We start from the raw sequence: 26,761 nt of genomic DNA on the forward strand, positions 1-26,761 counted from the left end.
CGTTTTACTTATAAAATCTTTTGAGAAAAACAATTTCTAAATAAGGTGTTGATTGAAGATGGCTAAACTACTAGCGTTTGAAACAGCCACGGCTGCTTGTTCAGTTGCCCTATGGCTAAATGGAGAAATTACTCAAAGATTCGAAATTGCTCCGCGGAGACATTCAGATATTCTTCTAAATTTAGTTGATGAATTACTGAGTAACGCCCAAATAAACCTGAAAAACCTCGATGCAATTGCTTTTGGGTCTGGGCCAGGAAGTTTTATGGGTGTTCGTATTGCTACAGGGGTCGCACAAGGAATCGCTTATGGAATTGATCTTCCAGTTATCCCCGTTTCAACTTTACAAGCGTTAGCCCAGGCAGCTTATCAACAGATAAATAGTGAGCAAGTGATTGCTGGTTGGGATGCACGAATGGATGCTATTTACTGGGGTGTTTACCAAGCAGATAAAAAAAGAATTATGCAAGAGATTATTGGTGATCATATGGACCATCCAAGGAATATTCAATTTCCGAAAGGAGCAAGAATGATAGGTGTTGGAAATGCATGGTCCGTATATCGATCCTCTCTGCCATCAGATTTCCAGTTCACAAAGGAGAATATTTATCCTGACGCCACTTCGGTAGCATTGATTGCTCAGCAGAAATTTAAGAAAGGCAATATTCTGTTACCTAAAAAAGCGGAGCCCACGTATATTCGTGAAGAAGTGACCTATCCCTCTTCTCAAAGAAAGAGATTTTAAGTTCCATGTAGGATGGAGAAGATGAATTTTTCAGAATGACAATACGCTTTTTTTATCAAGGATAAAGGATTTTGAATAAAGAATAAATAATTGTTTAATTTATTAATAGATTCTTGTTGTTCTTCGTCTAAATTTTTTTTTAAAAAATCAATCTCTTTTGTAGCGTCGTTTCAAGTGAATCAGATTTTTCATTGATAATCAAATTATGTAAGAGATTCTAAATAATGCTTAATTGTGATCTTAAATTTAGAACTTTTTAAGATAAATAAATTTTTATTGATAATCACAGGATTATGAAAAGATGAGGTTATCTACTTAGTCGCTGTTTAATCACTGTTTATTTTTGTTTGCTAGCTGGAAAGAATCGATTGGATGACAAATGTGATGAAGGTAGTGTCCAAAGGCAAATAATAGCACAATTGATTGAATTTCACCGAGCTTTTGGATGATATAAGTGATTTCTAGAATCGTTTTTCCTTTGGATATTCTTTGGTAGTTGATAATTCTTATCGATCGAAATGACAACTTATAGCTTTCATTTTATAATGTTTTTTTAAGCTTTATTTAATTACTAAAGATGAAGATAAGAAAATATTGAACAAAGCACTCTTAAAAAAACTCTTAAAAAAATTATTCTTGATAGTTATAAAATTTGCTTTTAATTACCGCTGGTAATTGATCTTGAGCTAACCGATAATTTCCTATTTTCTCATTAAAATATCTGACAACATATTACAAAATTCCCTCTCGTATTATTAATTTTTTGAATAAATGACTATATATGGCGTTATGAGCCTTTCTTTTTAACAGTTGATCCATTTTACGGATGAATTTCCTAATTTTTAATAGGGAGTTTAGCTAATCTAAAAATATTCAGTTTTTTGAAATATCTGTTTTTAGTAAGTAATATAAAGTAGCAGTTGAAAAAGATCCAATCATCCGAACTGATTTTAAATTAATGGGTATTAGGTATTTTCCCATGTTTTCTTTAGTTACTTATGCTGCTAATGGCAAGATAGACTTTAACAAAAACTTTGCTGTCTAGACAGTGTAGTAGTAGGGTGATTGCCATCAGTTTTCTTTAAAACTTAAAAAATTTTCCCAATGAGCTTTTAATAAACAAGAAATGCCTTTGAAAATAGATAAATATTGAAGACTGTAATTTAAAAAGTAATATCATTTTCTAAATTAATATGTACTATAACACTAAAAATACAGAGGAGATACCATCTATTACACTGATAATCAAGATGATTTAATGTGCAATCTTATTAATATGTCTTTTGAAAATATATTGTTTTCATGTAAACAAGCTTATAATTGGTGAATGGATGGCAAGAACATCAATTACACTAAAATACGAATACTACAAATTATACTTATAAAAACAATCAAAAAAACAATAGAGTAGATGTGTTGCCAGTTGTTAAATAACAGGTTAGAACTAATTTTTCGCTTTTTAAATGGAAATCAGCATAATTATGTAACATTATAAATGAAATGTTACAAAATCAAAGGCGATTCTCAGAGTAACGAAATAAGGATGATGGAAATAATAATTTCCCTAATGATTTTAAGCACGGATGGACGTAACCAGTATCTAATTTAAAAAAAGGGAAGGTTCCTTATCTGAAGTTTGTTCCCAGATAACGCCCGATCGTGATTACAGGCTTTTCGATAAGAGGGCCGTTAAAATAAATTCCACTGACGATAAGGCCTGAGAGAATAGTGTATAATGCACCTCGGTCTGAATTTACATAAAAGCAAGTGAGGTATTTTGATAGTACCTATACAAAGTGGAACAGAACGTCGAGAGGTAAAAGATTTTTTTTGCCAAGATCACAGCAACAGTTCTGGTTTGTTCGTTGCGAAATAAAACAAGCGTGGTATTATATTGCCAATCTTTAAAGCAAAGGAAAGAGTAACGGGATTAATTAAACGAAGACTATAATTTAAGAGTCATGAGCTCACTGCTTCCCAATTTATGCTGGGAGACTAGGGAGATTCTTTATGGTATAAAGAAGGATAGAGAATAAGATGTTGGAAATAGTCGACTAGTTAATTATATTATAACAGTAATGAAACACTATGTTTGACTTCCTGATAAAAGCGGCTCAGTACAGCGCAAATCGCCTAGACCTCTGTTTTCAATGGTTATTAATTATGAGGTCTTGAAATTTTTGAATGACATTAAGTTAGTCAACTCTAGGTTCGGTACTGGTAGTAGCAACTATCGACTGATGCCGCACTGGAAAACAAGCATAACCGACATTTTCACTCCCATTGACGATAGGCTTGCGATGACGGAATGTAAATTGATGCGAACAGACATCGTTTTTTGTAGAATTGTGTGAGAAGTGTCAATCCATCATCAATGGATTGACACTTGAAATGTTAAATAGCTCCTGAATCTCGTAGATATGAAAATCCTTAATGAGTTGCAAGGTGAATACTACTACTACTAATGCGATATGCGATCTTTCGATACAGTGGTTTTCAGTAGATTCTTAATCAGAAACCTCCTGTAGTGCTATTAAAATTTGGAAAAATAGTGACTAATGAAAGTTATTTACAGAAAGTTGTTAATAAAACCTACGAACATGGGTTTATTACGGACATTGAAATGGATGTTGTTGCGCCAGGATTAAATGAAGATGTTATTAGGCTTATTTCAGAGAAGAAAAATGAACCTAGTTTCATGCTAGAGTGGCGACTCCAAGCCTATCGTCATTGGATAACTATGGAATTCCCGAAATGGGCCCCCTTTCATATCGAACCTATTGATTATCAAGCTATTAGTTATTACGCGGCACCAAAATCGAAGAACAAACCTAAAAGTTTAAAAGAAGTTGATCCTAAATTACTCGAGACTTACAGTAAATTGGGTATCCCTTTATATGAGCAGCATCGATTAGCAGGTGTCGCTGTGGATGCTATTTTTGATAGTATCTCAGTAGCAACAACATTTAAAAAAAAACTAGCTGCTTCAGGAGTTATCTTTTGTTCTTTTTCAGAGGCAGTAAAAAAGTACCCCAATTTAGTTAAAAAATATTTAGGTAGCGTTGTTCCTTACCGTGATAATTTTTTCGCAACATTAAACTCTGCTGTTTTTAGTGACGGTTCTTTTGTATATGTGCCAAAAGGGGTTCGTTGCCCTATGGAATTATCTACTTATTTTCGAATTAATGCGGCTAATACTGGACAATTTGAGCGAACATTAATTATCGTTGACGAAGGAAGCTATGTGAGTTACTTAGAGGGTTGTACAGCTCCACAGAGAGACGAAAACCAATTACATGCTGCTGTGGTCGAATTAGTAGCTCTAGCTAATGCTGAAATAAGGTATTCTACCGTGCAAAACTGGTATCCTGGAGATGAAAATGGACAGGGTGGAGTTTATAATTTTGTGACAAAACGAGGTATGTGTCACGGAAATAATTCTAAAATCTCTTGGACCCAAATTGAAACGGGATCTGCAATTACCTGGAAGTACCCAAGTGTTATTTTAAGAGGTGATAATTCCGTTGGTGAATTTTATTCCGTAGCCTTAACGAATAATTTTCAACAGGCTGATACTGGTACAAAAATGGTACATCTAGGTAACAATACTAAAAGCACGATTATTTCTAAAGGAATTTCTGCTGGACATGGGCAAAATAGTTACCGCGGTTTAGTGCGTGTTGGATCAACTGCTAACAATGCCCGTAATTATAGCCAATGCGATTCTTTATTATTGGGAAGTAATTGCGGTGCTCACACCTTCCCTTATATTGAAGTAAAAAATCCCACGGCGCATATTGAACATGAAGCTACAGCCTCAAAAATTGGGGATGATCAGTTGTTTTATTGTCGTCAACGTGGTATTGCCGAAGAAGATGCTGTATCGATGATTGTGAATGGATTTTGTAAACAAGTTTTTCAAAAATTACCAATGGAATTTGCTGTTGAAGCACAAAAACTGATGGAAGTTAGTTTAGAGGGATCTGTTGGATAACAGCGCTGATTAATGATCAAAAAAATATCTATGCTAATAATAAAAAACTTACACACAAACATAAATAATAATGAAATTCTCCGTGGAGTGAATCTAACCATTAATGCTGGCGAAGTGCATGCCATTATGGGTCCTAATGGTTCTGGTAAAAGTACGTTGGCATCTGTATTAGCTGGCCGAAATAATTATTCCGTTACAGCTGGTGAAGTGACATACTTTAATCAGAATTTACTAGAACTATTACCTGAGGATCGTGCTAAGGCAGGTTTATTTTTGGCGTTCCAATATCCTGTAGAAATTCCCGGTGTAAATAACTTTTATTTTTTAAAAACAGCTGTTAATGGCATTCGAAAAAAACGTGGCGAACCAGAATTAGATGCATTGGACATAATGGCTTTAGTTAAAGAAAAATTAGCCTTGACTGATATGGATGATAAGTTTTTGAAAAGATCAATTAATGAAGGATTTTCAGGAGGTGAAAAAAAACGTAATGAAATTTTGCAAATGTTAATGCTTGAACCCTCACTTGCCATTTTAGATGAAACTGATTCAGGTCTAGACATAGATGCTCTAAAAATGGTTGCTAGAGGAGTTAATAGTTTACGTAGCTCTAAACGAGCTATTTTATTGATTACCCATTATCAGCGTCTTTTGGATTACATTAGCCCAGATTTTGTTCATGTCTTAGTTGACGGACGCATTATTGTATCGGGTGGCCCATCGTTAGCTTGTGAGCTTGAAAAGAAAGGATATAGTTGGCTATGAAAGTGCTTAGTAAAGGCTGGTCTGAATTTTTTTCAAAGAGATTGAAAAATCGAAACAGTACTTCTTTAAAAACGTGGCAGCGTGAGCGATTAAAGATGTTTTTGTTGACAGGATTTCCTAGTTATAAATTAGAAAATTGGAGATATACGGATATTACTCCAATTGCATCTCGCACTTTTTCGTTTGAAGAAATAACTGATTGCGATATAGCCAGTTTTGTTATGGAGGATACCCATCGTATAGTTTTTATAAACGGGCATTTTTCACAAACTTTATCGAACTTAATACACCTGCCGCCGGAGGTTCAATTAACGTCACTAATGGCAACAGAACTAAAAGAAAATGAACAGGAGATTATGAATAATATTACGAGCTATCAAACTCCTTTTTCATTGCTGAATGATGGTCTTTTCCAAGACGGTATTTTCCTTCGTGTCTCGAAAAATTGTCAGCTTAAAAAACCTATTCATCTCCTTTACTTGATGAAATCAAATTTTCCGTTCAAAATGACCCAAACGCGTCATTTAATTTTCCTTGAAGAGAATTCTAACATTACTCTTTTAGAAGAGTATCAAGGAATCTGTCCTACAACTTATTTCAACAACATTGTAACTCAAATAAATGTTGGAGCTTCTGCTAATTTAGTGTTTTATAAATTGCAGGAAGAAAATGACTCTTCTTTTCATATTGCAAATACTCAAATTAGTCAAGCACGAGGCAGCAAAGTGACTTCCTGTTGTTTTTCGTTAGGAGGAGCTATTGGGCGTGAAGATTTGAATTATGCGTTAGAAGGTCATGAAGCTTCATGTCAATTGCTAGGATTTTATCATCTGAAAGGTGGGCAGCACATTGATAATCACACTCGTGTTGATCATAACGTTTCTAGATGTACAAGCCAACAAATTTATAAGGGAATTATTAGTGATAAATCTAGGGCTGTATTTAATGGGAAAATTCTCGTGCATCCAAAGGCTGAGAAAACAGTTGCACATCAGATCAATAAAAATTTAATGTTTTCAGATAAAGCTGAAGTTAACACTAAACCGGAGCTTGAAATTTATAACAACGATGTAAAGTGCACTCACGGCGCTACAGTAGGTCAGTTAGATGATGAAGTTCTATTTTATCTACGTAGTCGCGGCATTGGTAGATCTAAGGCTGAATATTTACTTGCCTATGCATTTGCTAGTGAAATTGTAAAAAAATTACCTCATAAGGTTATTGCTAATCGGATGTATCAACGAATTAAAAAACGCCTAGCGCTGTTGAATTACCTAGAGAACTTATTATGACTAATTCACTCAGTTCTTTGCGTGATGATTTTCCTCTCTTAAAAGAGAGGGTTTGGGGAGAATCATTAGTGTATTTGGATTCCGGGACGACAGCACAAAAACCGCAAGCGGTGATTGATGCTGTAAGTCGTTATTATTGCCATGACAATGCTAATGTACATCGAGGGATTTATACTATCAGTGAGCGTGCAACAACCGCTTATGAAAATACTCGCAAAAAAGTTAAAGCATTTATCAACGCTGCTCACTTACACGAAATTATTTTTACGCGGGGGGCTACAGAGTCAATTAATTTAGTTGCTGCGAGTTTTGGAACACTGCAAGTTCAGTTGGGTAACGAAGTTTTAATTTCAGCAATGGAGCATCATTCCAATATTGTGCCATGGCAACTATTATGTGAGCGAGTTGGGGCAAAGTTAAAAATAATTCCGGTGCATGATGATGGGACTTTAAATTTAGATGAATATCAAAGTCTTTTAACTACACATACTAAAATTGTAGGATTAATTCATGTTTCTAATGTATTGGGCACAGTTAACGCGGTTAAAAAAATGATTCATTTGGCGCATCAAAAAAATATTCCAGTTTTATTAGACGGCGCGCAAGCGATTCCTCATATGGCAATAGATGTTCAAGAGTTAGATTGCGATTTTTATGTTTTTTCCGGACACAAATTGTATGGCCCTACTGGGATCGGTGTCCTTTACGGAAAGACTACATGGTTAGAAAAAATGCCCCCATATCAAGGGGGTGGGAATATGATTCGCCAAGTCACTTTTGAAAAAACAGAATATAATTCGTTACCTCATAAATTTGAAGCAGGTACGCCTAATATAGCAGGCGTTGTTGGTCTTGGAGCAGCCATTGATTATCTCATGGCAATTGGTTTTGAAAAAATTAATATTCATGAAAAAGCCTTATTAAATTATGCGACGGAAAAATTACAGAAGATTTCTGGGTTAAAAATTATAGGTAACTCTCCGCATAAAATTGGTGTAATTTCTTTTATTATGAAGCAGGCTCATCCTCATGATATTGCTACTATTTTAGATAGCAAAGGTATTGCTATTCGAGCAGGTCATCATTGTGCGATGCCTTTAATGAAACGATTTAATTTACCTGCAACAGCGCGAATTACGTTGGGTGTTTATAATACGTTCAACGATATCGATAGATTGATTGATGGTTTAATTCAAGTGAATCAAATATTTAATGAACGCTTTTTAGCAGATTAAGAAATGAATGATTTACGTGATTTATATCAAGAAATAATTATTGATCATGGTCGGAAACCTCGACATTTTGGTCAATTAGCGAATCCAACGCATGTACATGATGGCTATAATCCATTGTGCGGGGACCGATTAACTATATATTTTCGAGAAGAAGAAGGTGTAGTAAAAGAAGCAACTTTTGAAGGCAGTGGTTGTGCTATATCTATTGCTTCAGCTTCACTAATGATGGAAACCTTAAAAGGCAAAACCATTAAGCAAAGTGAAGCTTTATTTTCTCAATTTCATGACTTAATGACAGGAAAAAGTTCTAATGTAGAAGAATTGGGGAAATTGGCTGTCTTGTCAGGTGTGGCTGAGTTTCCTATGCGAGTGAAATGCGCTACTTTATGTTGGCATACTATGCTTTCAGCTCTGCGTGTTCAGACTAATTTAGACTCCTATCCATGAGGATTGATAATGCATGAGGTAAAAATTATCGAGCTGACAGATACAGCTTATAAACATCTTCAGTCGTTAACAAAAAAACGTGGTAAAAAATCGCAATTTCGGTTGTCGGTAAAAAAAACAGGTTGTTCTGGCTACATGTATCAACCTGAGGTTGTAGAAATACCAAAAGAGGGTGACATTCTTCTTAAAACAACGTTAGGATTGATTATCCTAATTGATTCTCAATGTGTGCCTCTTATTAAAGGCACTCTAGTAGATTATATAAAAAAAGATTTTGGACAATATCAGTTGCATTTTAATAATCCAAATGCAATTAGTTCTTGTGGATGCGGAGAAAGTTTTTATTTAAGAGAAGATAAAGACACTGATGGTAATAAATAGTAAAAATGAAAAAGAGATTGTTGTATTAAATCGTGATACGACAGCGATGCTGATACCATTTGGGACGCCTATTAGAGTTCCTCAAGGAACCGAGGTAACTATTGTGCAAAGTTTAGGCGACACGTTTACGGTAAACGTTTTTGGAAATCTGGCTAGAATTGAAGCGAGGGATGCTGATTCTTTAGGAAAATCAGCTAAAAATCCTCTGGAATATTTATCATCTGATGCTACTGTGAAAGATAAAGTATGGGCTCAACTTAGTACTGTATTTGATCCGGAAATTCCTATCAATATTGTAGAATTAGGGTTGATATACACTTGTGATATTGAAAGATTAGCAAATGATATTTTTTGTGTGGTCATTGAAATGACTTTAACAGCGCCTGGTTGTGGAATGGGGTTGATATTGGTAGAAGATGTTAAACGTAAAATTTTAGCCATTCCCGAGGTAAATGATGCAAAAGTGGAAATTGTCTTTGACCCACCTTGGGACAGAGAAATGATGTCTGATGTTGCTAAATTACAATTAGGGATCTTTTATTAGTAATTAGCTAGATTGATAATAATAAAAAGTAAATTCTAGCTTCGAGCGAGCAGCTTTTAATTTTTGGAGATTAGAAAAATATAAATTTAAATTTTTAATCTGGAAATTAGTTGCAGTCAATAGGATCACTGAGATTATTAATCTCAGTGATCCTATTGACGCATAATTCTTGCTATGAATCTTTATATAGTTGTGCATCCGATTTCAAATTTCAAACGGTGGTTCTATTCAGAAAGATTTTAGCAAAGTAGAAATTTTTACAGGACAAATAGACCTTGTTATTTCCAATATGGTCCCAATATTTCAGGTATGAAGAGTTTTGATCAACTGAAGTCATGCATTTGGTTAAATTGTAGTGGAATTGTATTTAAAGATTTTTTATAACAGAGGAAATTCTTGACTAAAGTTTTCCGAGTCTACAGTTTGGTATTTGTCGACGGGTTGCGTCCATATTTTAAGCATGTCAGACTCTATTAAACCGATTGCCTCACGAGCTAGATCGAGTGAGTTATGTTGTACCCCCGCCAACTACGCTTCTGGGCTGTAATCAGCAGGTATGAGTAAAAATGAGGTAACACCTTGAATAGTATGATCAAAAATTTATTGATTTGGTTAGTCATTGCAGTAGTTCTTATAATGGTCTTTAGTAATTTTGGTACACGACAACTCGATGTTCAGCCTTACAGCTATTCACAATTTATCCAAGCAGTTAATGCTGACAAAATCAGCAGCGTCGTGATCCAGGGTCATGAGATTAAAGGTCTAACTAAAGATAACAAACATTTTACTACATATTTACCTATAGAAAATCAAGCTTTACTTAATCAATTAATAGCTAAGAGTGTGAATGTGAAAGGTGAACCACCAAAACAGCAAAGTATGTTTTTGCACGTACTTATCAGCTGGTTGCCTTTCCTTATTTTGATTTTTGTGTGGATTTTATTTATGCGCCAGATGCAAGGTGGGGGTCGTGGTGGTGGTCCCATGTCGTTTGGCCGTAGTAAAGCTCGTCTGCTTAATCAAGATCAAGTTAAAGTAACTTTTGATGATGTAGCTGGTGTAGAAGAAGCAAAAGAAGAAGTTAAAGAATTAGTCGACTTCCTGCGCGATCCAGGTAAATTTCAGCGCTTAGGTGGAAAAATGCCCTGTGGTGTACTGCTTGTTGGCCCTCCTGGGACAGGTAAAACCCTATTGGCTAGAGCTGTTGCTGGAGAAGCCAAAGTCCCGTTCTTTACTATATCTGGTTCTGACTTTGTGGAAATGTTTGTGGGTGTTGGTGCTTCTCGTGTTCGCGACATGTTCGATCAGGCAAAGAAGCAAGCACCATGCATTATCTTTATTGATGAAATTGATGCTGTAGGTCGTCACCGTGGTGCAGGTTTAGGTGGTGGGCACGATGAGCGAGAACAAACCCTCAATCAGCTCCTAGTGGAAATGGATGGTTTTGAAGGAAAAGAAGGTATTATTGTAATGGCGGCAACTAACCGGCCTGATGTACTCGATCCTGCTTTATTGCGTCCCGGCCGCTTTGATCGTCAAGTAGTGGTGCCACTGCCAGATATTAAGGGACGTGAACGTATTCTTCAAGTGCACATGAGTAAATTGCCTTTGGCATCTGACGTCAAAGCTTCTGTTATTGCTCGAGGTACTCCGGGATTTTCTGGGGCAGATTTAGCCAATATCGTTAATGAAGCTGCTTTATTTGCGGCACGTGAAAACAAGAAAGACGTTGGAATAGCTGAGTTTGAACATGCAAAAGATAAAATCATGATGGGAGCCGAACGGCGCTCAATGGTAATGAGTGATGAAGAAAAAAAATTGACAGCTTATCACGAAGCAGGTCACGCTATTGTAGGATTGCATATGCCTGAGCACGATCCTGTTTATAAAGTCACGATTATTCCAAGAGGTCGAGCGTTAGGGGTGACAATGTTCTTACCAGAACAAGATCGCTATAGTATGAGTAAGTATCGTTTAGAATGCCAATTAGCTGGACTGTTTGGTGGACGAGTTGCTGAAGAGCTTATTTTCGGTGAGAAACGAGTAACTACAGGTGCATCCAATGATATTGAAAAAGCGACTGAGATTGCGCGCAGTATGGTAACAAAATGGGGATTGTCGCCTAAAATGGGACCATTGACTTATCGAGAAGAAGAAGGTGAAGTTTTCCTCGGACGTTCTGTAACACAGCGTAAAGATATCTCTGACGCAACTAGTAAACAAATTGACTCTGAAGTGCGCCGTATTATTGATGCGGCTTATGACGAGGCGAAGAGAACGCTTGAAGAATATATGGATCAGCTTCACCTTATGGCTAATGCATTAATCAAATATGAAACTATTAATGAAGTTCAAATTAAGGAGATCTTAGCTGGTAAAGAACCTTCTCCACCACCTGGGTGAAAAGAGGACAATGAAATTGCTTTCTCTTCCCAGAACATACAAAAAAATTCGTCCTGCTGAAAGATGGTCAACTGTTATTAATTTTTATATTTCCCCTTTAATGAAAGGGCATCAATTTAAGGAGGGTACTTCATGTTAGAAGTGCAATTTCGTCTGGATCTAAGAGAAAATCGAACAGTCACCTTTTCTGGTCCTGCCATTATGGGAGTGATTAATGTTTCTCCTAATTCTTTTTATAATCCGCATCTCGATTTAAATTCTACTTTCTATACAGCAGAAAAAATGGTTCGTGATGGGGCTGATATATTAGATATTGGTGGTGAGGCTACAAATCCTTTAGTAAACGTTGATACAGATTCTCCTTCTCTTCAGGTAGAGCTTAATCGATTGATTCCTGCCATCGAAGGAATAAAAAAACGCTTTGATATTTTAATTTCTGTTGACACTAGCCGTCCTCAAGTTATGAAAGAAGCAATAAATTTTGGAGCAGATATTATTAACGACCAAAGGGCCTTGCAGATTGAAGGTGCATTGACAGTCGTGAAGGAGTTAAAAACTCCAGTATGTTTAATGCATTTCCCTAATTCAAATCGAAAGCCGGATTCTACTTCATGTGTTCATCTTTTAAAAACTATAAAGCAGGATTTACAATCCGCTATAGAACGTTGTGAAAGTCAAGGACTTTCACGAAATCAGATAATCATTGATCCTGGTTTTGGTCAAGGTAACTACGGAAAAAACTTGAATGAAAATTTTTATTTATTAAATCACTTTTCTGAATTCTTATCTTTTAAGTTACCTATATTATCAGGGTGGTCGCGCAAATCGATGATCGGTGATGTCTTAAGCCAATTGCCAGAAGACCGGTTATTTGGAAGTATTGCCGCTGATGTGTTAGCTGTCTATCAAGGTGCTTCTATTATTCGTACCCACGATGTTAAAGCCAGTAAGGAAGCAGTTCGTATCGCTGCCTATGCTCGCAAGGTTAATCTGATCACATGAGAATGAAAAAATAAGGAAATGAAAAAAAAATATTTTGGAACTGATGGAATTCGAGGACAAGTTGGAAAATCACTGATTAACGCTGAGTTCATGTTGAAGCTCGGTTGGGCAGTAGGGAAAGTCTTAGCGAATAGTCATCCGGCGACTGCTTTAATTGGAAAGGATACACGTATTTCAGGTTATATGATTGAATCGGCTTTGCAAGCAGGGTTATCTGCTGCCGGGGTCAATATTAAATTAACAGGTCCTATGCCTACTCCTGCCATTGCATATCTGACCCATTCTGTTCGTGCCGATGCGGGAATCGTAATTAGTGCTTCACACAACAGCTACCTTGATAATGGGGTAAAATTTTTTAATAAGGATGGTTATAAACTATCCGATGAACTGGAGTTAGCTATTGAAGAGCATATTAATAAACCAATGCGTACTATGTCAGCTAATTGTTTAGGAAAAGCAGCACGAATGAGTGAAGCTCATGGTCGGTATATTGAATTTTGTAAAAGTACCTTTCCCTCCAATTTGTCTCTGAAACAATTAAAGATTGTAGTCGATTGCGCTAATGGTGCTACTTATTCTGTTGCCCCCAGTATTTTTCATGAATTGGGTGCGGATGTGATCGCTATTGGTGATGAGCCTGATGGATTTAATATTAATCATAAATATGGAGCTACTGATACTCAAAAGCTTCAAAACAGTGTTCTTGAGCACAAAGCTGATGTTGGTATAGCTTTCGATGGTGATGGCGATCGTCTAATTATGGTAGATCATCATGGTATTAGAGTAGATGGAGACGAATTATTATGTGTTATAGCTATCGATCGTTTCCATTTCAAAGAAAGTTGTTCTTTAGGGGTGGTGGGTACTGTGATGAGCAATTTAGGATTAGAGCAGACATTAAAGCATCATCATATTGCGTTTGAACGTTCGCCAGTGGGTGATCGTTACGTTTTAGAATTAATGCAACAGAAAGGTTGGCTATTAGGAGGTGAATCTTCCGGCCATATTGTTGATCTTGGTTTTACCACTACAGGGGATGGTATTATCACCGCTTTACAGATACTAAGAATCAGACAACAAACAAATAAACCTCTAGCAGAGCTTAAAAAAGTAATGATTAAATATCCACAAATACTAATTAATGTTCCCATTAACGGTGTGTTTAATATGCAACATCTGACTATTAAAAAAGCATTGTTAGAAGCAGGAAAACGATTAAATGGTAAGGGTCGCGTGTTATTACGTCCTTCTGGGACAGAACCTGTAGTACGAGTGATGGTAGAAGGGCATGATGAAGAAATTATAAGAAAGACAGCTGAAATGTTAGTAATGGTAGTAAAGCAATCAATTACTTTACATAAAACTGGATGAAATGAATATTTTATGCTTAAAGTTCAAAATATTTTTACTTCTCTTTTGAGAGCTCCTATCATATACATATTGTATAAATAATGTCTTGTGCAGGTGCTAAATACATCAAGTTTAATAGATTAACCGTCATTTTAGCACTTGCTTGCAAATAAAAAGTTCTAATGAAGGTTCGGATTTACTAAGTTAATGAGTTTATGCAGTAGAGTCAGCGAACATTCGGTATATTTTAGTTTATCAGTGGTTAATCGCAGGATGGGTTTTCTGCGGATAATATACGAAATTTGCTGGTAATAGTCTTGCTTAGTGACTCATTAATTTTATTTTTTACCTTTATATGATCTTTTCTTATATAATCATTTTCTGCAAACATAAATAATTTGTAAACAGCTTATCCACGAGTGGTGTTCATTACGCTTTATTATTATTGTATTTACAGATCTTTATTAATCTCTATTACTTTACAGAGAAAAAAATCAGTTTGATAGATGAAATGCTAAGTGTTTGATATATTTTTAATGCTTATCACTCATATTAGATGCTTCTGATATTGTCATAGAAGTAATAATTTGTTTATTTTAAGACCATCTGCGATTTATCTTGTACTTTACAAGATATGTTAGGTAGATTCTCGTTACATTAAAACTCTCAATAAAAAAATCCAATCAGTTATGAGTAGTTAGAGTCCTATAATGGGGAGTCTTTTCAGATTTTTAAAGATGTTATAAATGATATTGAAAGAAACTTTAAGGAAAATCAATACTTGAAAATTTTGGGATTATAGTTCAAGTGAAAATTACCGGGACTACAGAGAATTCCACTTTATGTCAATAGCTGTTAATACATAAAATTAGCAAGAAAAAGTTTTAGTTCTATTTAATCTATATCGGTTCTCACACTGAACTGTTTTAATAGAATTTTTGATAGAATAAAAGCCAAGCTGTTTATCCCTTCCTGTTCTATTGGTTTGAAAATAGATTATTTTCTGGATGACGTCTAGATCCATATCCTCATTCTGAAGAAGCTAAATTCATTAAATCGGCTTCTGCTCGACAAATTGCTAAGAAGCGTCTACACTCCCAGGCTTATTGAAGGAGTACAATTATGATGAGGATTAACGAGGAAGCTATGACCTTTGATGACGTCTTGTTATTACCTGGCTACTCAGAAGTTTTGCCAAGAAATGTCTCGCTCACTACTCGTCTGACTCGCAATATAACTCTTAATATTCCTATTTTATCTGCTGCTATGGATACCGTGACCGAAGCACAATTAGCTATTGCATTAGCTGAAGCGGGCGGTATCGGGATTTTACATAAAAATATGAGCTTGGAATGTCAAGCGAACGAAATCCGAAAAGTAAAAAAGTTTGAAAGCGGTGTCGTGTTTGATCCTATAACTGTTTCTCCAGCTAGCACTATTGGGGAACTTAAAAAAATAACGAGTGAATATAATATTTCAGGGCTTCCTGTTGTAGAAGGTGAACAGCTTGTTGGCATTATAACTAATCGTGATATTCGTTTTGAATCAAATATGGATCAAAAAGTCGCTAATTTAATGACTCTGAAAAAACACCTTATTACCATTAAAGAAGGTGCTACACGTAAAGAAATTATTAATCTTTTCCGTCAATACCGCGTAGAAAAACTACTTGTTATCAATGATCATTTTGAATTGTGTGGATTAATTACAGTAAAAGATATTCTGCGCTCAGAACAAAATCCAAATGCTTGTAAAACTGTCTCAGGACAATTACGAGTGGGTGCAGCCGTTGGTACAGAGGGCGAGACTTCTAATCGGATAGCCGCTTTGGTAGCGGAAGATGTTGATATTTTAGTAGTGGATACCGCGCATGGTCATTCGGAGAGAGTTATTAAGCAAGTAAAATGGATTAAGAAACATTATCCAGACGTACCTGTTATTGCTGGTAATATAGCCACTGCCTCGGCAGCAAGAGCATTAGCTGATGCGGGTGTTGATGCAGTTAAGGTAGGAATGGGGCCCGGGTCAATTTGTATTACTCGTATTGTAGCGGGTATAGGCGTTCCACAAATTACTGCCATTGCGCAAGTGGCTTCCGAATTAAAAAATGATGATATTTATATTATTGCGGATGGTGGAATCCGATTTTCTGGTGATATTTGTAAAGCCATTGCAGCCGGTGCACATACTGTGATGATTGGTGGACTATTTGCAGGTACTGAAGAAGCACCAGGTGAAGAAGTGTTATATCAAGGTCGTTCCTATAAATCTTATCGAGGGATGGGTTCTACAGGGGCTATGTTTGGAGCTTATAATTCATCTGATCGGTATTTTCAAGAAACACAAGAGAAGCAAGAGAAATGCATACCCGAAGGCATTGAAGGTCGTGTCCCTTATAAAGGTCCTTTACGAGGAGTTATTCATCAATTGATCGGTGGTTTGCGTTCCGGAATGGGCTATACTGGTTGTAAGACAATTGAAGAAATGCGAACAAACACTCAGTTTGTTCGGGTAACAAGTGCAGGGGTTCGAGAGAGTCATGTCCACGATGTAATTGTAACAAAGGAATCACCTAATTATTCATTAGAAAAGTAAAAAAAGAACAAATTATTTCTCTGTTTTTCCTGAAGGAAGGAGAATAATAAATACAATAAGAATATGTCAAAAAATATCCGTCGTCATCAAATTTTGATCCTTGATTTTGGTTCACAATATACGCAATTAATCGCCCGTCGGATACGTGAGATTGGAGTATATTGTGAATTAATGTCGTGTGAAGTAGATGAGCAAACTATTCGTAATTTCAATCCCCACGGTATCATCCTCTCAGGAGGACCAGAAACGGTCACATTAAATCACACTTTACGCGCTCCTGCCATCGTTTTTGGAATTGGTTGTCCAGTACTAGGAATTTGTTACGGTATGCAAACGATGGCCTATCAATTAGGTGGAAAAGTGGGAATGACCACTAAGGCTGAATTTGGTTATGCGGAATTGCGAGTATTAAAGCCTGAATTACTGTTTGAGTTTGAGAATATCGATGATCATATCTCCGCTGAAGGTATGCACTTATTAGACGTTTGGATGAGTCACGGTGATATTGTTACAGAATTACCTCAGGGATTTGAAGCAATTGCCAGTACCGATAATTCTCCTTACGCAGCAATGGCTGACTTTAATCGACTGTTTTTTGGCTTACAATTTCATCCTGAAGTTACTCACACACTTCAGGGAAATAGTATCTTAATGCAATTTGTTAAAGGTATTTGTCAATGTCAAGCTACGTGGACGACGAAAGATATTATTGAAGACAACATTTGTGAAATTCGCAATAGAGTAGGCAAGGGAAGGGTAATTGTAGGATTGTCCGGTGGCATAGATTCCGCTGTGACAGCAGCTATTGTACACAGAGCGATTGGTGATCAATTAGTATGTGTGCTAGTAGATACTGGTTTACTTCGTTTAAATGAAGCTGTTGAAGTACTACGTGTATTCAAAAAGCACATGGGTATAAAAGTTATTTGCATTAATGCGAAGGAACGTTTTATGAGAGCTTTAAAAGGTGTATCAGATCCTGAAGAAAAACGTAAAATTACAGGTGAACATTTTATTCGAGTTTTTGAAGCAGAGGCTAAAAAATTAGATGTCAATTGGTTGGGTCAAGGGACAATTTATCCTGATGTAATTGAATCTGCAAAAACAAAAACTGGAAAAGGCTGTGTGATTAAAACGCATCATAATGTAGGAGGATTACCGCTTCAAATGGATTTACAACTTATTGAGCCATTGCGAGAATTGTTTAAAGATGAGGTTTGGAAACTGGGTGTAGCATTAGGTTTACCTTATAACTTAGTGTATCGTCATCCTTTTCCAGGGCCTGGATTGGCTATTCGTATTGTAGGAGAAATTAAAGCTGAATATGTTGATATATTACAACGTGCTGATTCAATTTTTATTGAAGAATTAAAAAAACACGATTACTACGAATCAGTGAGTCAGGCCTTTACTGTTTTTATGCCAATAAAATCGGTTGGAGTTAAAGGAGATGCACGTCATTATGGTTACGTAATAGCGTTGCGAGCTGTAAGAACTGTGGATTTTATGACGGCACAATGGGCAGAATTACCTCATGAATTTTTAGCGAGAGTTAGCCAGCGTATTATAAATGAAATTAAAGAAATTTCGCGTGTGGTTTATGATATCACTAGTAAGCCACCCGCGACGATTGAATGGGAATGAAAGAACAGGAAGAAGTCTTTTAGATTATCCTAGGTCTTTATAATTATTTTTTATTTAAAAAGGTTGATTAAAGGTATGTATAAACAAATTAACGTTGAAAACGTTAAAGAGGGAAATAAGAGGTTGTTTTCGATCCTAAAAAATCCTTAGGGATTATCGATCTAAAAAAATTAAACGAAGAAATCAGAAAGAAATCATAAGCCCTTATAATCTCAAATTATAAGGGCTTATGTTATCGCAAGTATTGATATTAGTAAAATTAATTGCTTGAATATTTTAAAATAAGTTTGTTAGCTAATGAAGTGACAGGTAAAAATCGATTAAATTTTTACCTGTGTTAGTAATGGATTGGAGTGTTTATTTACTCCTAAATTGAACTATTTTGGTAACAAGTTTGCGGTGGTGCAATGTTCCACATCAGAGGCTGAAAGACTTTTCTCATAAATACGGATAAAAAAGCTTGCAAAAAATTTTAAGGAATTATGATAATAAAAAATTACTGGTTCCATAGCCATCTGAAATCTTACTTTCTGACTCATTATAATGACAGAAGAATATTACCAATGTTATTTAGAAATAGTGTATTTTATTCAATAAAATTTTTAACTGACAACAATTTTGCAAATTGCCAATCAATTTCCTATTATCTTTACAATTGACTATTGAGATTCAAAGAATCTATGAAAAAAAGAACATCTGTTTCAGTACTTTGTGGTGGTCGCTCTACTGAACATGAGATTTCTGTTCAATCAACCAGAAACGTTGTGGCAACCTTGAACACCGATAAATATAAAGTTTCTATAGTATTTATTGATCAGGATGATAGATGGTATCTTATTGATGATAAATACCATTTTTTAACTCAGACACCTCAGGCTTTAGTTGCTGCTCAAAAAGCTATTCCTATTACCGTTGTATTGGGAGAGAAAATGAGACCCTGGCAAGCGCTTAATGGGGAAAAGAACTCTTATAAAGTCGATTGTGTTTTTCCTATGATTCATGGAACTCAAGGCGAAGATGGTTCTCTCCAAGGACTTTTGGAACTTTTGAATTTACCTTACGTGGGCTCCGATGTTCAAAGTTCTGCCGTTTGTATTGAAAAAGATGTTATGAAAAGCGTATTAAGAACAGCAAAAGTACCAGTATCGGATTGGTATACATTGTGGTCTTATGATCGACTGGACGAAATTTATGCAAGCCTTGTTAATCAATGGAAAACCACTGAGTTTTTCATGAAAGCTGCAAGCTTGGGTTCTTCTATAGCTACTTTCCCTGTCAGAGATTCAAAAGAATTTCAAAAAGGAGCTGAGAATATTTGTTTTTATAATGATCGACTGATCGTTGAACCCCGAATCCGTGGACGGGAAATTGAATGCGCTGTATTGGGCAATAGACATCCAAAAGCTTCTTTGCTTGGTGAAATCATATCCAATTACGATTTTTATTCCTATGAAGCAAAGTATATTGATCCCAATGGCGCAACTACGACAACCAATGTAAATCTTCCGAAAGAAATAATTGAGAAGATCCAACAAATAGCTATTGATGCTTTCAAAGCTGCCCGTTGTTCTGGAATGGCACGGGTGGATTTTTTTGTGACTCCTCAGAACCAAATTATGGTGAATGAAATAAACACAATTCCAGGATTTACTAACATTAGTATGTACCCAAAAATGTGGGAAGCAACAGGTTTATCTTGTTCTGCATTATTAGATCGATTAATTGAATTGGCGTTGGAGCGTCATAAAGATCAGAAAAAATTAATCCATCGTTATCAAATTGAATAAATAGTGATAGGGACAATGAAGAGTTCTAGTGATCGCTTAAGATTAAAGTCAAGTATTGGAGAATAGCTGAGTATTAATTAGTGAGTTCATTTATTCATTTAAAAGTTCATAGTGAATATTCGATGGTTGATAGCGTAGTACGCGTTGATCAGCTTTTACAACGCGTCGTAGATTTAAAGATGCCTGCTGTGGCTTTAACTGATGAAAATAACCTTTTTGCACTTATTAAATTTTATCGCGGGGCTCTAAATAAAGGAATAAAACCTATTATTGGATCTGAATTAATATTAGCTGAAAAGAAAGAACTATTTCGTTTATCAGTGCTTTGCAAAAACCAAGTTGGTTTTCATCATCTTATTCAATTGTTATCTCGATCTTATATTGAAAGATATCAACGTGCACAAGCTCTCATTCAATGGGAGTGGTTAATAGAGTTAAAAGAAGGATTGATTATTTTATCGGGGGGACGGCAAGGTGATATTGGACAAGCATTATTGCAGGATCGATATGCTTTAGCAGAAGAACGATTAACACGATGGTTAAAATATTTTCCTAATCGATTTTATCTGGAATTACATCGAACCCAACGAGACCAAGAAGAGGAATATATTCATTCTGCTGTTAAATTAGCTTTGGATTACAACGTTCCTGTTGTGTCGACGAATGATGTCCGTTTTTTATATCAAGAAGATTTTGAAGCGCATGAAGCTCGAGTGTGTATTCAACAAAGGTGTTTATTAAATGATCCTAATCGGTCTCGCTGTTATAGTAATCAGCAATATTTAAAAAGCACTGACGAAATGAAAACACTTTTTTCCGACATCCCCGAAGCATTAGAGAATACACTGGAAATTGCTAAACGCTGTAATGTTCAAGTCTCTTTAGGTAAAGTTTTTTTACCTAAATTTCCTGTCCCAATTAATCGAACTGAAGAAGATTTTTTTCGTGAACAAGCACAAAAAGGTTTAGAACAGCGTTTAGATAAATCTAAAATAAATAGAGCCTACAAAGAACGATTAAAGATGGAGATCGATGTTATTATAAAAATTGGATTTTCAAGCTATTTTTTAATCGTTGCTGATTTCGTCGCGTGGGCAAAAAAAGATGATATTCCTGTAGGTCCTGGGCGTGGTTCAGGAGCTGGATCCTTAGTGGCCTATTCATTAGGAATCACGGAACTAGATCCTTTAGAACATGAATTATTATTCGAGCGATTTTTGAATTTAGAGCGCATCTCTATGCCCGATTTTGATATTGATTTTTGTATGGAAGGGCGAGATCGCGTTATCAATTATGTAGCAGAACGCTATGGTCATGATGCTGTGGCACAAATTATTACCTATGGTACCATGGCTGCACGAGCGGTGTTACGTGATGTAGGTCGTGTGCTTGGATTACCTTATGGATATGTCGATAAAATCGCAAAACTTGTTCCTTTTGAATTTGGAATGACATTAAAAAAAGCTTTAAAGCAAGAGGAAATTTTATTAAAACGTTATACAGAAGATGACGAAGTTAAAAACCTTATTGATCTTGCGATGAAATTAGAAGGACTTGCGCGTAATGCAGGAAAACACGCAGGGGGCGTGGTAATTGCACCAACTAAATTAACAGACTTTGTTCCGCTGTATTCGGAACCTGACAGCCATCATGTAATTACCCAATTTGATAAAGACGATGTAGAAGCGGCAGGTCTTGTAAAATTCGATTTTCTAGGATTGCGTACGTTAACGATTATTAAATGGGCAATACAAAATGTAAATACGAAACGAAAAATGCAAAAAGAACCTTTTTTGGATATTGGTTCTATTCCATTAGATGATAAAAAAACCTATGGGCTTTTAAAAAGCTGCGCGACTATCGCTGTATTTCAACTGGAGTCACGAGGTATGAAGGATTTAATTCGTCGACTTCAACCTGATAGTTTTTCTGATATCATGGCGTTAGTTGCTTTATTTCGTCCCGGACCCTTACAATCAGGGATGGTAGATACGTTCATTGCTTGTAAACATGGTAAACAAAATGTTTATTATCTTCATCCTGCTTTAGAACCCATTTTGAAATCGACTTATGGAGTTATTCTCTATCAAGAGCAAGTTATGCAAATTGCCCAGGTATTGGCAGGTTATTCGTTAGGAGCTGCTGATGTCTTGCGTCATGCGATGGGAAAGAAAAAATTAGAGGAAATGGCCAAGCAACGAGAAGTTTTCATAAAAGGTTCTATGGCTTGTGGATTGAGGGCTGATTTGGCAAATCAAATTTTCGATTTAATGGAGAAATTTTCAGGTTATGGATTTAATAAATCGCATTCAGCGGCTTATGCTTTGATTGCTTACCAAACAGCTTGGTTAAAAGCTCATTACCCTGCTGAATTTATGGCCGCAGTTTTATCTTCGGATATGGATAATACTGATAAAATTGTTGGTTTAATCAATGAGTGTCGAGATATGGGTTTAGAATTATTGCCACCTTCTATTAATCGTGGACGGTATCATTTTGCAGTCAATGCTAATGGCCAAATTGAATATGGTTTAGGTGCAATTAAAGGGGTAGGTGAAGTTGCTGTTTTACATATTATTGCTTGTCGCGAAACAAAAAGCGAATTCAAAGGACTTTTTGACTTTTGTCATCGAGTGGATTTGCGAAAAGTTAATCGACGTGTAATAGAACCTTTAATTAAGTCAGGTGCCATGAGTGATTTTGGAATTTCGTGTGCTTCTTTAATAAAATCCTTAGATAAAGCGCTTCATTCAGCCGAGCAAAAAAATCGTAATATTCAATTAGGACAAAATGATTTATTTGGTCATTGGTCAGATTTGAAACAGGAAGAGAATTATGAGCAAGTGTCGGAATGGAATGATAGCGAGCGGTTACGATGGGAAAAGCAAACACTCGGACTTTACTTAAGCGGTCACCCATTGCAAGCCTATGAAAAGGAAGTGCAAACAGTAAGAGCTGTTCCCATTAATCAGTTGTTAATTGCTTCAGAGAAAAACTCAGTGGTGATTGCTGGTATTTTGTTAACGATACGCAATCTAGTAACTCGAAATGGCAAGCGAATGGCCATTCTTAAGATTGAAGATCGAACCGGAATCATAGAGGTTACTTTGTTTAGTAATCTCTATCAGCAAGTAGCAGGAATTTTGGATAAAAACATCATGTTAGTTATTCGTGGAACGATAGGAAAAGACGATTTTATGGGCGGATTAAAGATGGTGGCAGATCTCATTTACACACTGGATAAAGTGCGAGAACAGGCTAAACGGCTACTAATTCGAGTCACAGCAAAAGAAGATGTTAATCGATTACTGATCGAGCTGCCTACTGTAATTAAGAAACATTTAAAAGGACCATGCTCAATTGCCATTGCTTACCGTGGAGAAACTGCATCAGCTGAATTAATGTTAGGGAAAACTTGGAGGATTAAACCTAATCAAGAGCTTTTAAATCAACTTAGCCAATTGTATGGTAAAGAAAAAGTTGAATTAGAATATTAAAATCCACCTCTAATTCTAAATAAAAGATAAAGATCATTTGTATGGTAAATCTGGATATTACTCAATTTACATTTTTAGGTTGCCCATTTTTTTAATCTAGTATTATGGTAGTAGACTTTTTACCTATCAAAGGTTTTGTTAGTATCAATTATCGAAATAAGACATTTATCATGATAAGACAATTTATATTTAACTTTTCAAAGTGATATGTGTATTTTCCCGACTTTATGGATTAAGAAAACCAGTTTGCATTCTTAAAAATAGTTCAAGAGTATAGGGATAGGGTGGTGAGTGTGGTGGCGTAATAGTGCTTTCTTCTTGCACTAATTGCAAACTGGTTTTCTTAGAAAGAAACTATGAAAGGTTGATTTTTTTGGCAGGGGACTTTATCTTAACCAATATAAAGCCTCATGTTAACTTTAGGGATATTGTTGGATTCTCACTTGTGTTTTTTTCTATGCCTATTATATTTTAATATCTCTGCAAGCATTCTCTAAAAAAAATTAGAGCTAGAGGTATTGGTTTGGTTTTAAGTTATCAAATTGTCTTTCCATTATTTTGCTTTATTAATTTTCTCATATAAAAATATTGGAACAATTGTATCGTAGTCTGTTATTATGCTCGTCCTATTTTGCTCGCTTTTTGTCGTACAACTTCTGTCTGATATCTCATTTTTAATTGTGATATAGGGATATGTACCTGTGAGCAAGATGGTATTAATTTTATGTCTTCTAAACAATTTTACTAAGATTTTTTATCCTCTCAATAACGAAAAAATTTATTTGATACAGTCAAGAGGCTCTTTGATTTTAATTAACCTTCGAGTTTTTGAATTAGCTTGTTTACAAACATTACGAATTGTAGCACTCAAAAATTGATTTAGTAATTATGTAATCATGTATGACGAAGATTTTTTACAATAAATTAAATGCCATGGTTAAGAATTTATCCGGAGAGCGTATCATTGCGAGTTTTAAGACTGCATTGGCCTGTTTGATAGGTATTCTTATCGGAGAAATATTCTATTTGGCAATGCCACAATGGATTCTAATTACTATAATTGTAGTTATGGCCACGAATATTCGAATTGGCGGGACGATAAGAAAATCGTATTTTCAGCTTCTAGGAACAATTATAGGCGCATTTTTAGCGGCTATAGCTTTATTTTTTATAGGAAATCATCTTGACATAATTCACCTCTTATTAATTTTGCTAATAGGAATTTTTGCTTATTTAGCTTCTAGCTCAACGGATATAGCTCAATTTGGTTTACTTGGTGCTACAACGATGGTTATGATATTGGATGCGCGAGCGCCCACATTAAAAACAGCTATTGATCGAACCTTAGAAATTTTCTTGGGTGTTTTGATTGCTATCATTGTTAGCCGGTTTGTTTTTCCTCGACACGCTAAAAAACTTCTTCGTGCAAGTATTACTCATACCTTAAAACAATTCCAGGCACTTTTCGAATTCTTTGTTACTAAAGAATTAACTCCTAATTCTTTAAGAGAGCAAGAAAAAATTGAAAATAATATGATTATTGATATTCTGAAGCAGAATACTTTATTGCAAGAGGCTATAAATGAAGACCCTCGAGTAAAAAAGAAACGTTTTATTTATCAAGCTATTTTCTTGCTCGAAAGAAAGTTATTAAGAAGTATCTATGTGCTTCGTCAAACTATTCTAGCAGAGTTGATACAAATCCGATGTTTCTCCCAAAATAAAGAGTTTACTGAGCTTCATCGTGGAATATTAAATTTATTTGACTTTTTAAATGCTCTTTCGTCAAAACAAACACCTACCAATACCTTGCCTTCTAAAGAAGAAATTCACAAGGTGATTGATGAAGTAATACGATTTCTCTTTAAGTCTACGGGAAAAGCTTATCAAATTATTAACATTTATGCCTTTGAATTTTGTTTAGAGCATTTGGTAGAAATATTATATAAATTGGAAAAATGGCTGCACAGGCTCGATTCTAATCAGAATTCGACAGAGGATTAAAAATCCTACAATATCAAATAAAATGGCAAACAAGTTTGTGTATACAAATTTTAATTGAAATTATAGTAATGTTATGCTTATAGAGCAAGATAACACAAATACATATCTCCTCGACGATGCCAGACTATTGTCTAAAAAACCAAGATAATACACTAATCAATAAACTAATTAGAACCGATGTGAGGATTGGAAAGTAAAAATTAAAATTTTTTTTTCGAATGATAATATCACCAGGCAGGTGTCCTAATCCAATTCGAGAGATTATAGGCCATAGCAAACCAATAGAGATTAAAATAAGTCCGACAAAGATAAATGTTTTATGGAATTGATTCATTTTTAAAAACTTAATTTAAAATTAAATAACTACAACTTCCTTCAAGCAAACTGTGACTTAGTTAGATTTTTTTGCATTTTTAGTAAAAAGATGATCTTTAAGGAAGCAGTACACCGAATCCGATGACTCAGTTTCTTTGTATCAGTTAAGAACGGTCACATTTACCAGTTGAATTTGCGTCCTCCTAAAAATAATCACTACTATTTTTAATATGAAAAATAATTCTATTAATCAATACAACCAATGCAAAATCACTATTTAATGAGATTAAAATAGCTTGGTATTCAAGATCTATAATTATTTAGATATTTTTCGATAAAAACATTTGATACCATTTTCTAAGCAACACTATTGTGATATCTATAACTGATTTTATCAACCAAAAATTCTATCATATGTTACTATAACGAGGATAAACTTTGTGCCTTTTTATATAATATTCCTACCAACAAAATAATTATTTTAATATAAAGATACTACTAGCAGTTTTGAAAAGCGTCTTCAGCATCCTTTCTAGTGACCAGTTATAGAAGCACTTCCTTTAATTTTGGAACAAATGACAAAAAGCCATCTCTACTAAATAAAAATTTTTGAATAAAATTTGAAAAATTCTTCAACCTATTAATTTATTTTTGCCGAGGGAGGGACTCGAACCCTCACAGTGTTACCACTACCTGATTTTGAGTCAGGCACGTCTACCAATTCCGCCACCTCGGCTTAAGAAGAAGTGATTAGTGTATTT

At 35.3% G+C, this 26,761-nt stretch carries 16 protein-coding genes, 1 tRNA gene and 1 pseudogene; 16 read left to right on the forward strand and 2 right to left on the reverse strand.

All coding sequences use genetic code 11. The features are described from left to right. Positions 1-58 precede the first annotated feature (58 nt). The 16 genes and pseudogenes from tsaB to ONG85_RS02540 all read left to right on the forward strand — a co-directional run bounded on the left by tsaB (position 59) and on the right by ONG85_RS02540 (position 25,685). Complete coding sequence (gene tsaB / locus ONG85_RS02465) at positions 59-745, forward strand: tRNA (adenosine(37)-N6)-threonylcarbamoyltransferase complex dimerization subunit type 1 TsaB (RefSeq protein WP_264435361.1); 687 nt, start codon at positions 59-61, stop codon at positions 743-745. Between the two features lie 2,551 nt (positions 746-3,296). Next, positions 3,297-4,739 carry a Fe-S cluster assembly protein SufB gene (sufB, locus tag ONG85_RS02470; RefSeq protein WP_264435362.1) on the forward strand — a complete coding sequence of 481 codons (1,443 nt, stop codon included), beginning with the start codon at positions 3,297-3,299 and terminating at the stop codon, positions 4,737-4,739. 30 nt (positions 4,740-4,769) lie between these two features. Further along, positions 4,770-5,504 carry a Fe-S cluster assembly ATPase SufC gene (sufC, locus tag ONG85_RS02475; protein WP_264435363.1) on the forward strand — a complete coding sequence of 245 codons (735 nt, stop codon included), beginning with the start codon at positions 4,770-4,772 and terminating at the stop codon, positions 5,502-5,504. Further along, positions 5,501-6,796 (forward strand): Fe-S cluster assembly protein SufD, encoded by a 1,296-nt coding sequence (gene sufD, locus ONG85_RS02480; protein ID WP_264435364.1) that lies wholly within the window; start codon positions 5,501-5,503, stop codon positions 6,794-6,796. The genes sufC and sufD overlap by 4 nt, the downstream gene beginning before the upstream one ends. Beyond that, entirely contained in the window at positions 6,793-8,031 is a 1,239-nt protein-coding gene (locus tag ONG85_RS02485) for a cysteine desulfurase (RefSeq protein ID WP_264435365.1), read from the forward strand. The genes sufD and ONG85_RS02485 overlap by 4 nt, the downstream gene beginning before the upstream one ends. A gap of 3 nt (positions 8,032-8,034) precedes the next feature. Then, positions 8,035-8,478 carry a Fe-S cluster assembly sulfur transfer protein SufU gene (gene sufU, locus ONG85_RS02490; RefSeq protein WP_264435366.1) on the forward strand — a complete coding sequence of 148 codons (444 nt, stop codon included), beginning with the start codon at positions 8,035-8,037 and terminating at the stop codon, positions 8,476-8,478. 9 nt (positions 8,479-8,487) lie between these two features. Beyond that, positions 8,488-8,859 (forward strand): Fe-S cluster assembly scaffold SufA, encoded by a 372-nt coding sequence (gene sufA, locus ONG85_RS02495; RefSeq protein ID WP_264435367.1) that lies wholly within the window; start codon positions 8,488-8,490, stop codon positions 8,857-8,859. Further along, on the forward strand, positions 8,846-9,403 hold the full coding sequence (gene sufT, locus ONG85_RS02500; protein WP_264435368.1) for a putative Fe-S cluster assembly protein SufT: 558 nt from the start codon (positions 8,846-8,848) through the stop codon (positions 9,401-9,403). The genes sufA and sufT overlap by 14 nt, the downstream gene beginning before the upstream one ends. Positions 9,404-9,982: 579 nt before the next feature. After that, positions 9,983-11,800, forward strand: a pseudogene (gene ftsH / locus ONG85_RS02505) (ATP-dependent zinc metalloprotease FtsH); the annotation flags it as partial. Between the two features lie 138 nt (positions 11,801-11,938). Further along, on the forward strand, positions 11,939-12,808 hold the full coding sequence (folP, locus tag ONG85_RS02510) for a dihydropteroate synthase (RefSeq protein WP_264435370.1): 870 nt from the start codon (positions 11,939-11,941) through the stop codon (positions 12,806-12,808). A gap of 18 nt (positions 12,809-12,826) precedes the next feature. Then, positions 12,827-14,179: a phosphoglucosamine mutase gene (gene glmM / locus ONG85_RS02515; RefSeq protein ID WP_264435371.1), complete on the forward strand. Its 1,353-nt coding sequence runs from the start codon at positions 12,827-12,829 to the stop codon at positions 14,177-14,179. 1,104 nt (positions 14,180-15,283) lie between these two features. After that, entirely contained in the window at positions 15,284-16,753 is a 1,470-nt protein-coding gene (gene guaB, locus ONG85_RS02520; protein ID WP_264435885.1) for an IMP dehydrogenase, read from the forward strand. Positions 16,754-16,816: 63 nt separating this feature from the next. Further along, the gene (gene guaA, locus ONG85_RS02525; RefSeq protein ID WP_264435372.1) at positions 16,817-18,397 is read left to right on the forward strand and encodes a glutamine-hydrolyzing GMP synthase; all 1,581 of its coding nucleotides are present in this window, start codon (positions 16,817-16,819) and stop codon (positions 18,395-18,397) included. A 680-nt stretch (positions 18,398-19,077) separates the two neighbouring features. After that, positions 19,078-20,184 (forward strand): D-alanine--D-alanine ligase family protein, encoded by a 1,107-nt coding sequence (locus tag ONG85_RS02530; protein WP_264435373.1) that lies wholly within the window; start codon positions 19,078-19,080, stop codon positions 20,182-20,184. Between the two features lie 80 nt (positions 20,185-20,264). Then, the gene (gene dnaE / locus ONG85_RS02535) at positions 20,265-23,681 is read left to right on the forward strand and encodes a DNA polymerase III subunit alpha (protein WP_264435374.1); all 3,417 of its coding nucleotides are present in this window, start codon (positions 20,265-20,267) and stop codon (positions 23,679-23,681) included. Positions 23,682-24,581: 900 nt separating this feature from the next. After that, entirely contained in the window at positions 24,582-25,685 is a 1,104-nt protein-coding gene (locus tag ONG85_RS02540) for an FUSC family protein (RefSeq protein ID WP_264435375.1), read from the forward strand. A gap of 124 nt (positions 25,686-25,809) precedes the next feature. On the opposite strand, the gene ONG85_RS02545 is transcribed toward ONG85_RS02540, so the two are convergent. Both ONG85_RS02545 and ONG85_RS02550 read right to left on the reverse strand, forming a co-directional pair. Continuing rightward, positions 25,810-26,019: a DUF2905 domain-containing protein gene (locus ONG85_RS02545; RefSeq protein WP_264435376.1), complete on the reverse strand. Its 210-nt coding sequence runs from the start codon at positions 26,017-26,019 to the stop codon at positions 25,810-25,812. Between the two features lie 633 nt (positions 26,020-26,652). Beyond that, positions 26,653-26,736: transfer RNA gene (locus tag ONG85_RS02550), tRNA-Leu, on the reverse strand. Positions 26,737-26,761: the final 25 nt, after the last annotated feature.

Origin of the sequence: Coxiella endosymbiont of Dermacentor marginatus (assembly GCF_907164955.1) — a bacterium.
GTDB lineage: Bacteria > Pseudomonadota > Gammaproteobacteria > Coxiellales > Coxiellaceae > Coxiella.

Bases quoted from the DNA above. Each gene is read 5' to 3' on its own strand.
- sufD (WP_264435364.1), top strand. From the start codon at position 5,501: ATGAAAGTGCTTAGTAAAGGCTGGTCTGAATTTTTTTCAAAGAGATTG.
- sufU (WP_264435366.1), top strand. From the start codon at position 8,035: ATGAATGATTTACGTGATTTATATCAAGAAATAATTATTGATCATGGT.
- folP (WP_264435370.1), top strand. From the start codon at position 11,939: ATGTTAGAAGTGCAATTTCGTCTGGATCTAAGAGAAAATCGAACAGTC.
- sufC (WP_264435363.1), top strand. From the start codon at position 4,770: ATGCTAATAATAAAAAACTTACACACAAACATAAATAATAATGAAATT.
- tsaB (WP_264435361.1), top strand. From the start codon at position 59: ATGGCTAAACTACTAGCGTTTGAAACAGCCACGGCTGCTTGTTCAGTT.
- guaA (WP_264435372.1), top strand. From the start codon at position 16,817: ATGTCAAAAAATATCCGTCGTCATCAAATTTTGATCCTTGATTTTGGT.
- glmM (WP_264435371.1), top strand. From the start codon at position 12,827: ATGAAAAAAAAATATTTTGGAACTGATGGAATTCGAGGACAAGTTGGA.
- ONG85_RS02530 (WP_264435373.1), top strand. From the start codon at position 19,078: ATGAAAAAAAGAACATCTGTTTCAGTACTTTGTGGTGGTCGCTCTACT.
- sufA (WP_264435367.1), top strand. From the start codon at position 8,488: ATGCATGAGGTAAAAATTATCGAGCTGACAGATACAGCTTATAAACAT.
- sufT (WP_264435368.1), top strand. From the start codon at position 8,846: ATGGTAATAAATAGTAAAAATGAAAAAGAGATTGTTGTATTAAATCGT.
- ONG85_RS02545 (WP_264435376.1), bottom strand. From the start codon at position 26,019: ATGAATCAATTCCATAAAACATTTATCTTTGTCGGACTTATTTTAATC.
- guaB (WP_264435885.1), top strand. From the start codon at position 15,284: ATGAGGATTAACGAGGAAGCTATGACCTTTGATGACGTCTTGTTATTA.
- ONG85_RS02540 (WP_264435375.1), top strand. From the start codon at position 24,582: ATGACGAAGATTTTTTACAATAAATTAAATGCCATGGTTAAGAATTTA.
- ONG85_RS02485 (WP_264435365.1), top strand. From the start codon at position 6,793: ATGACTAATTCACTCAGTTCTTTGCGTGATGATTTTCCTCTCTTAAAA.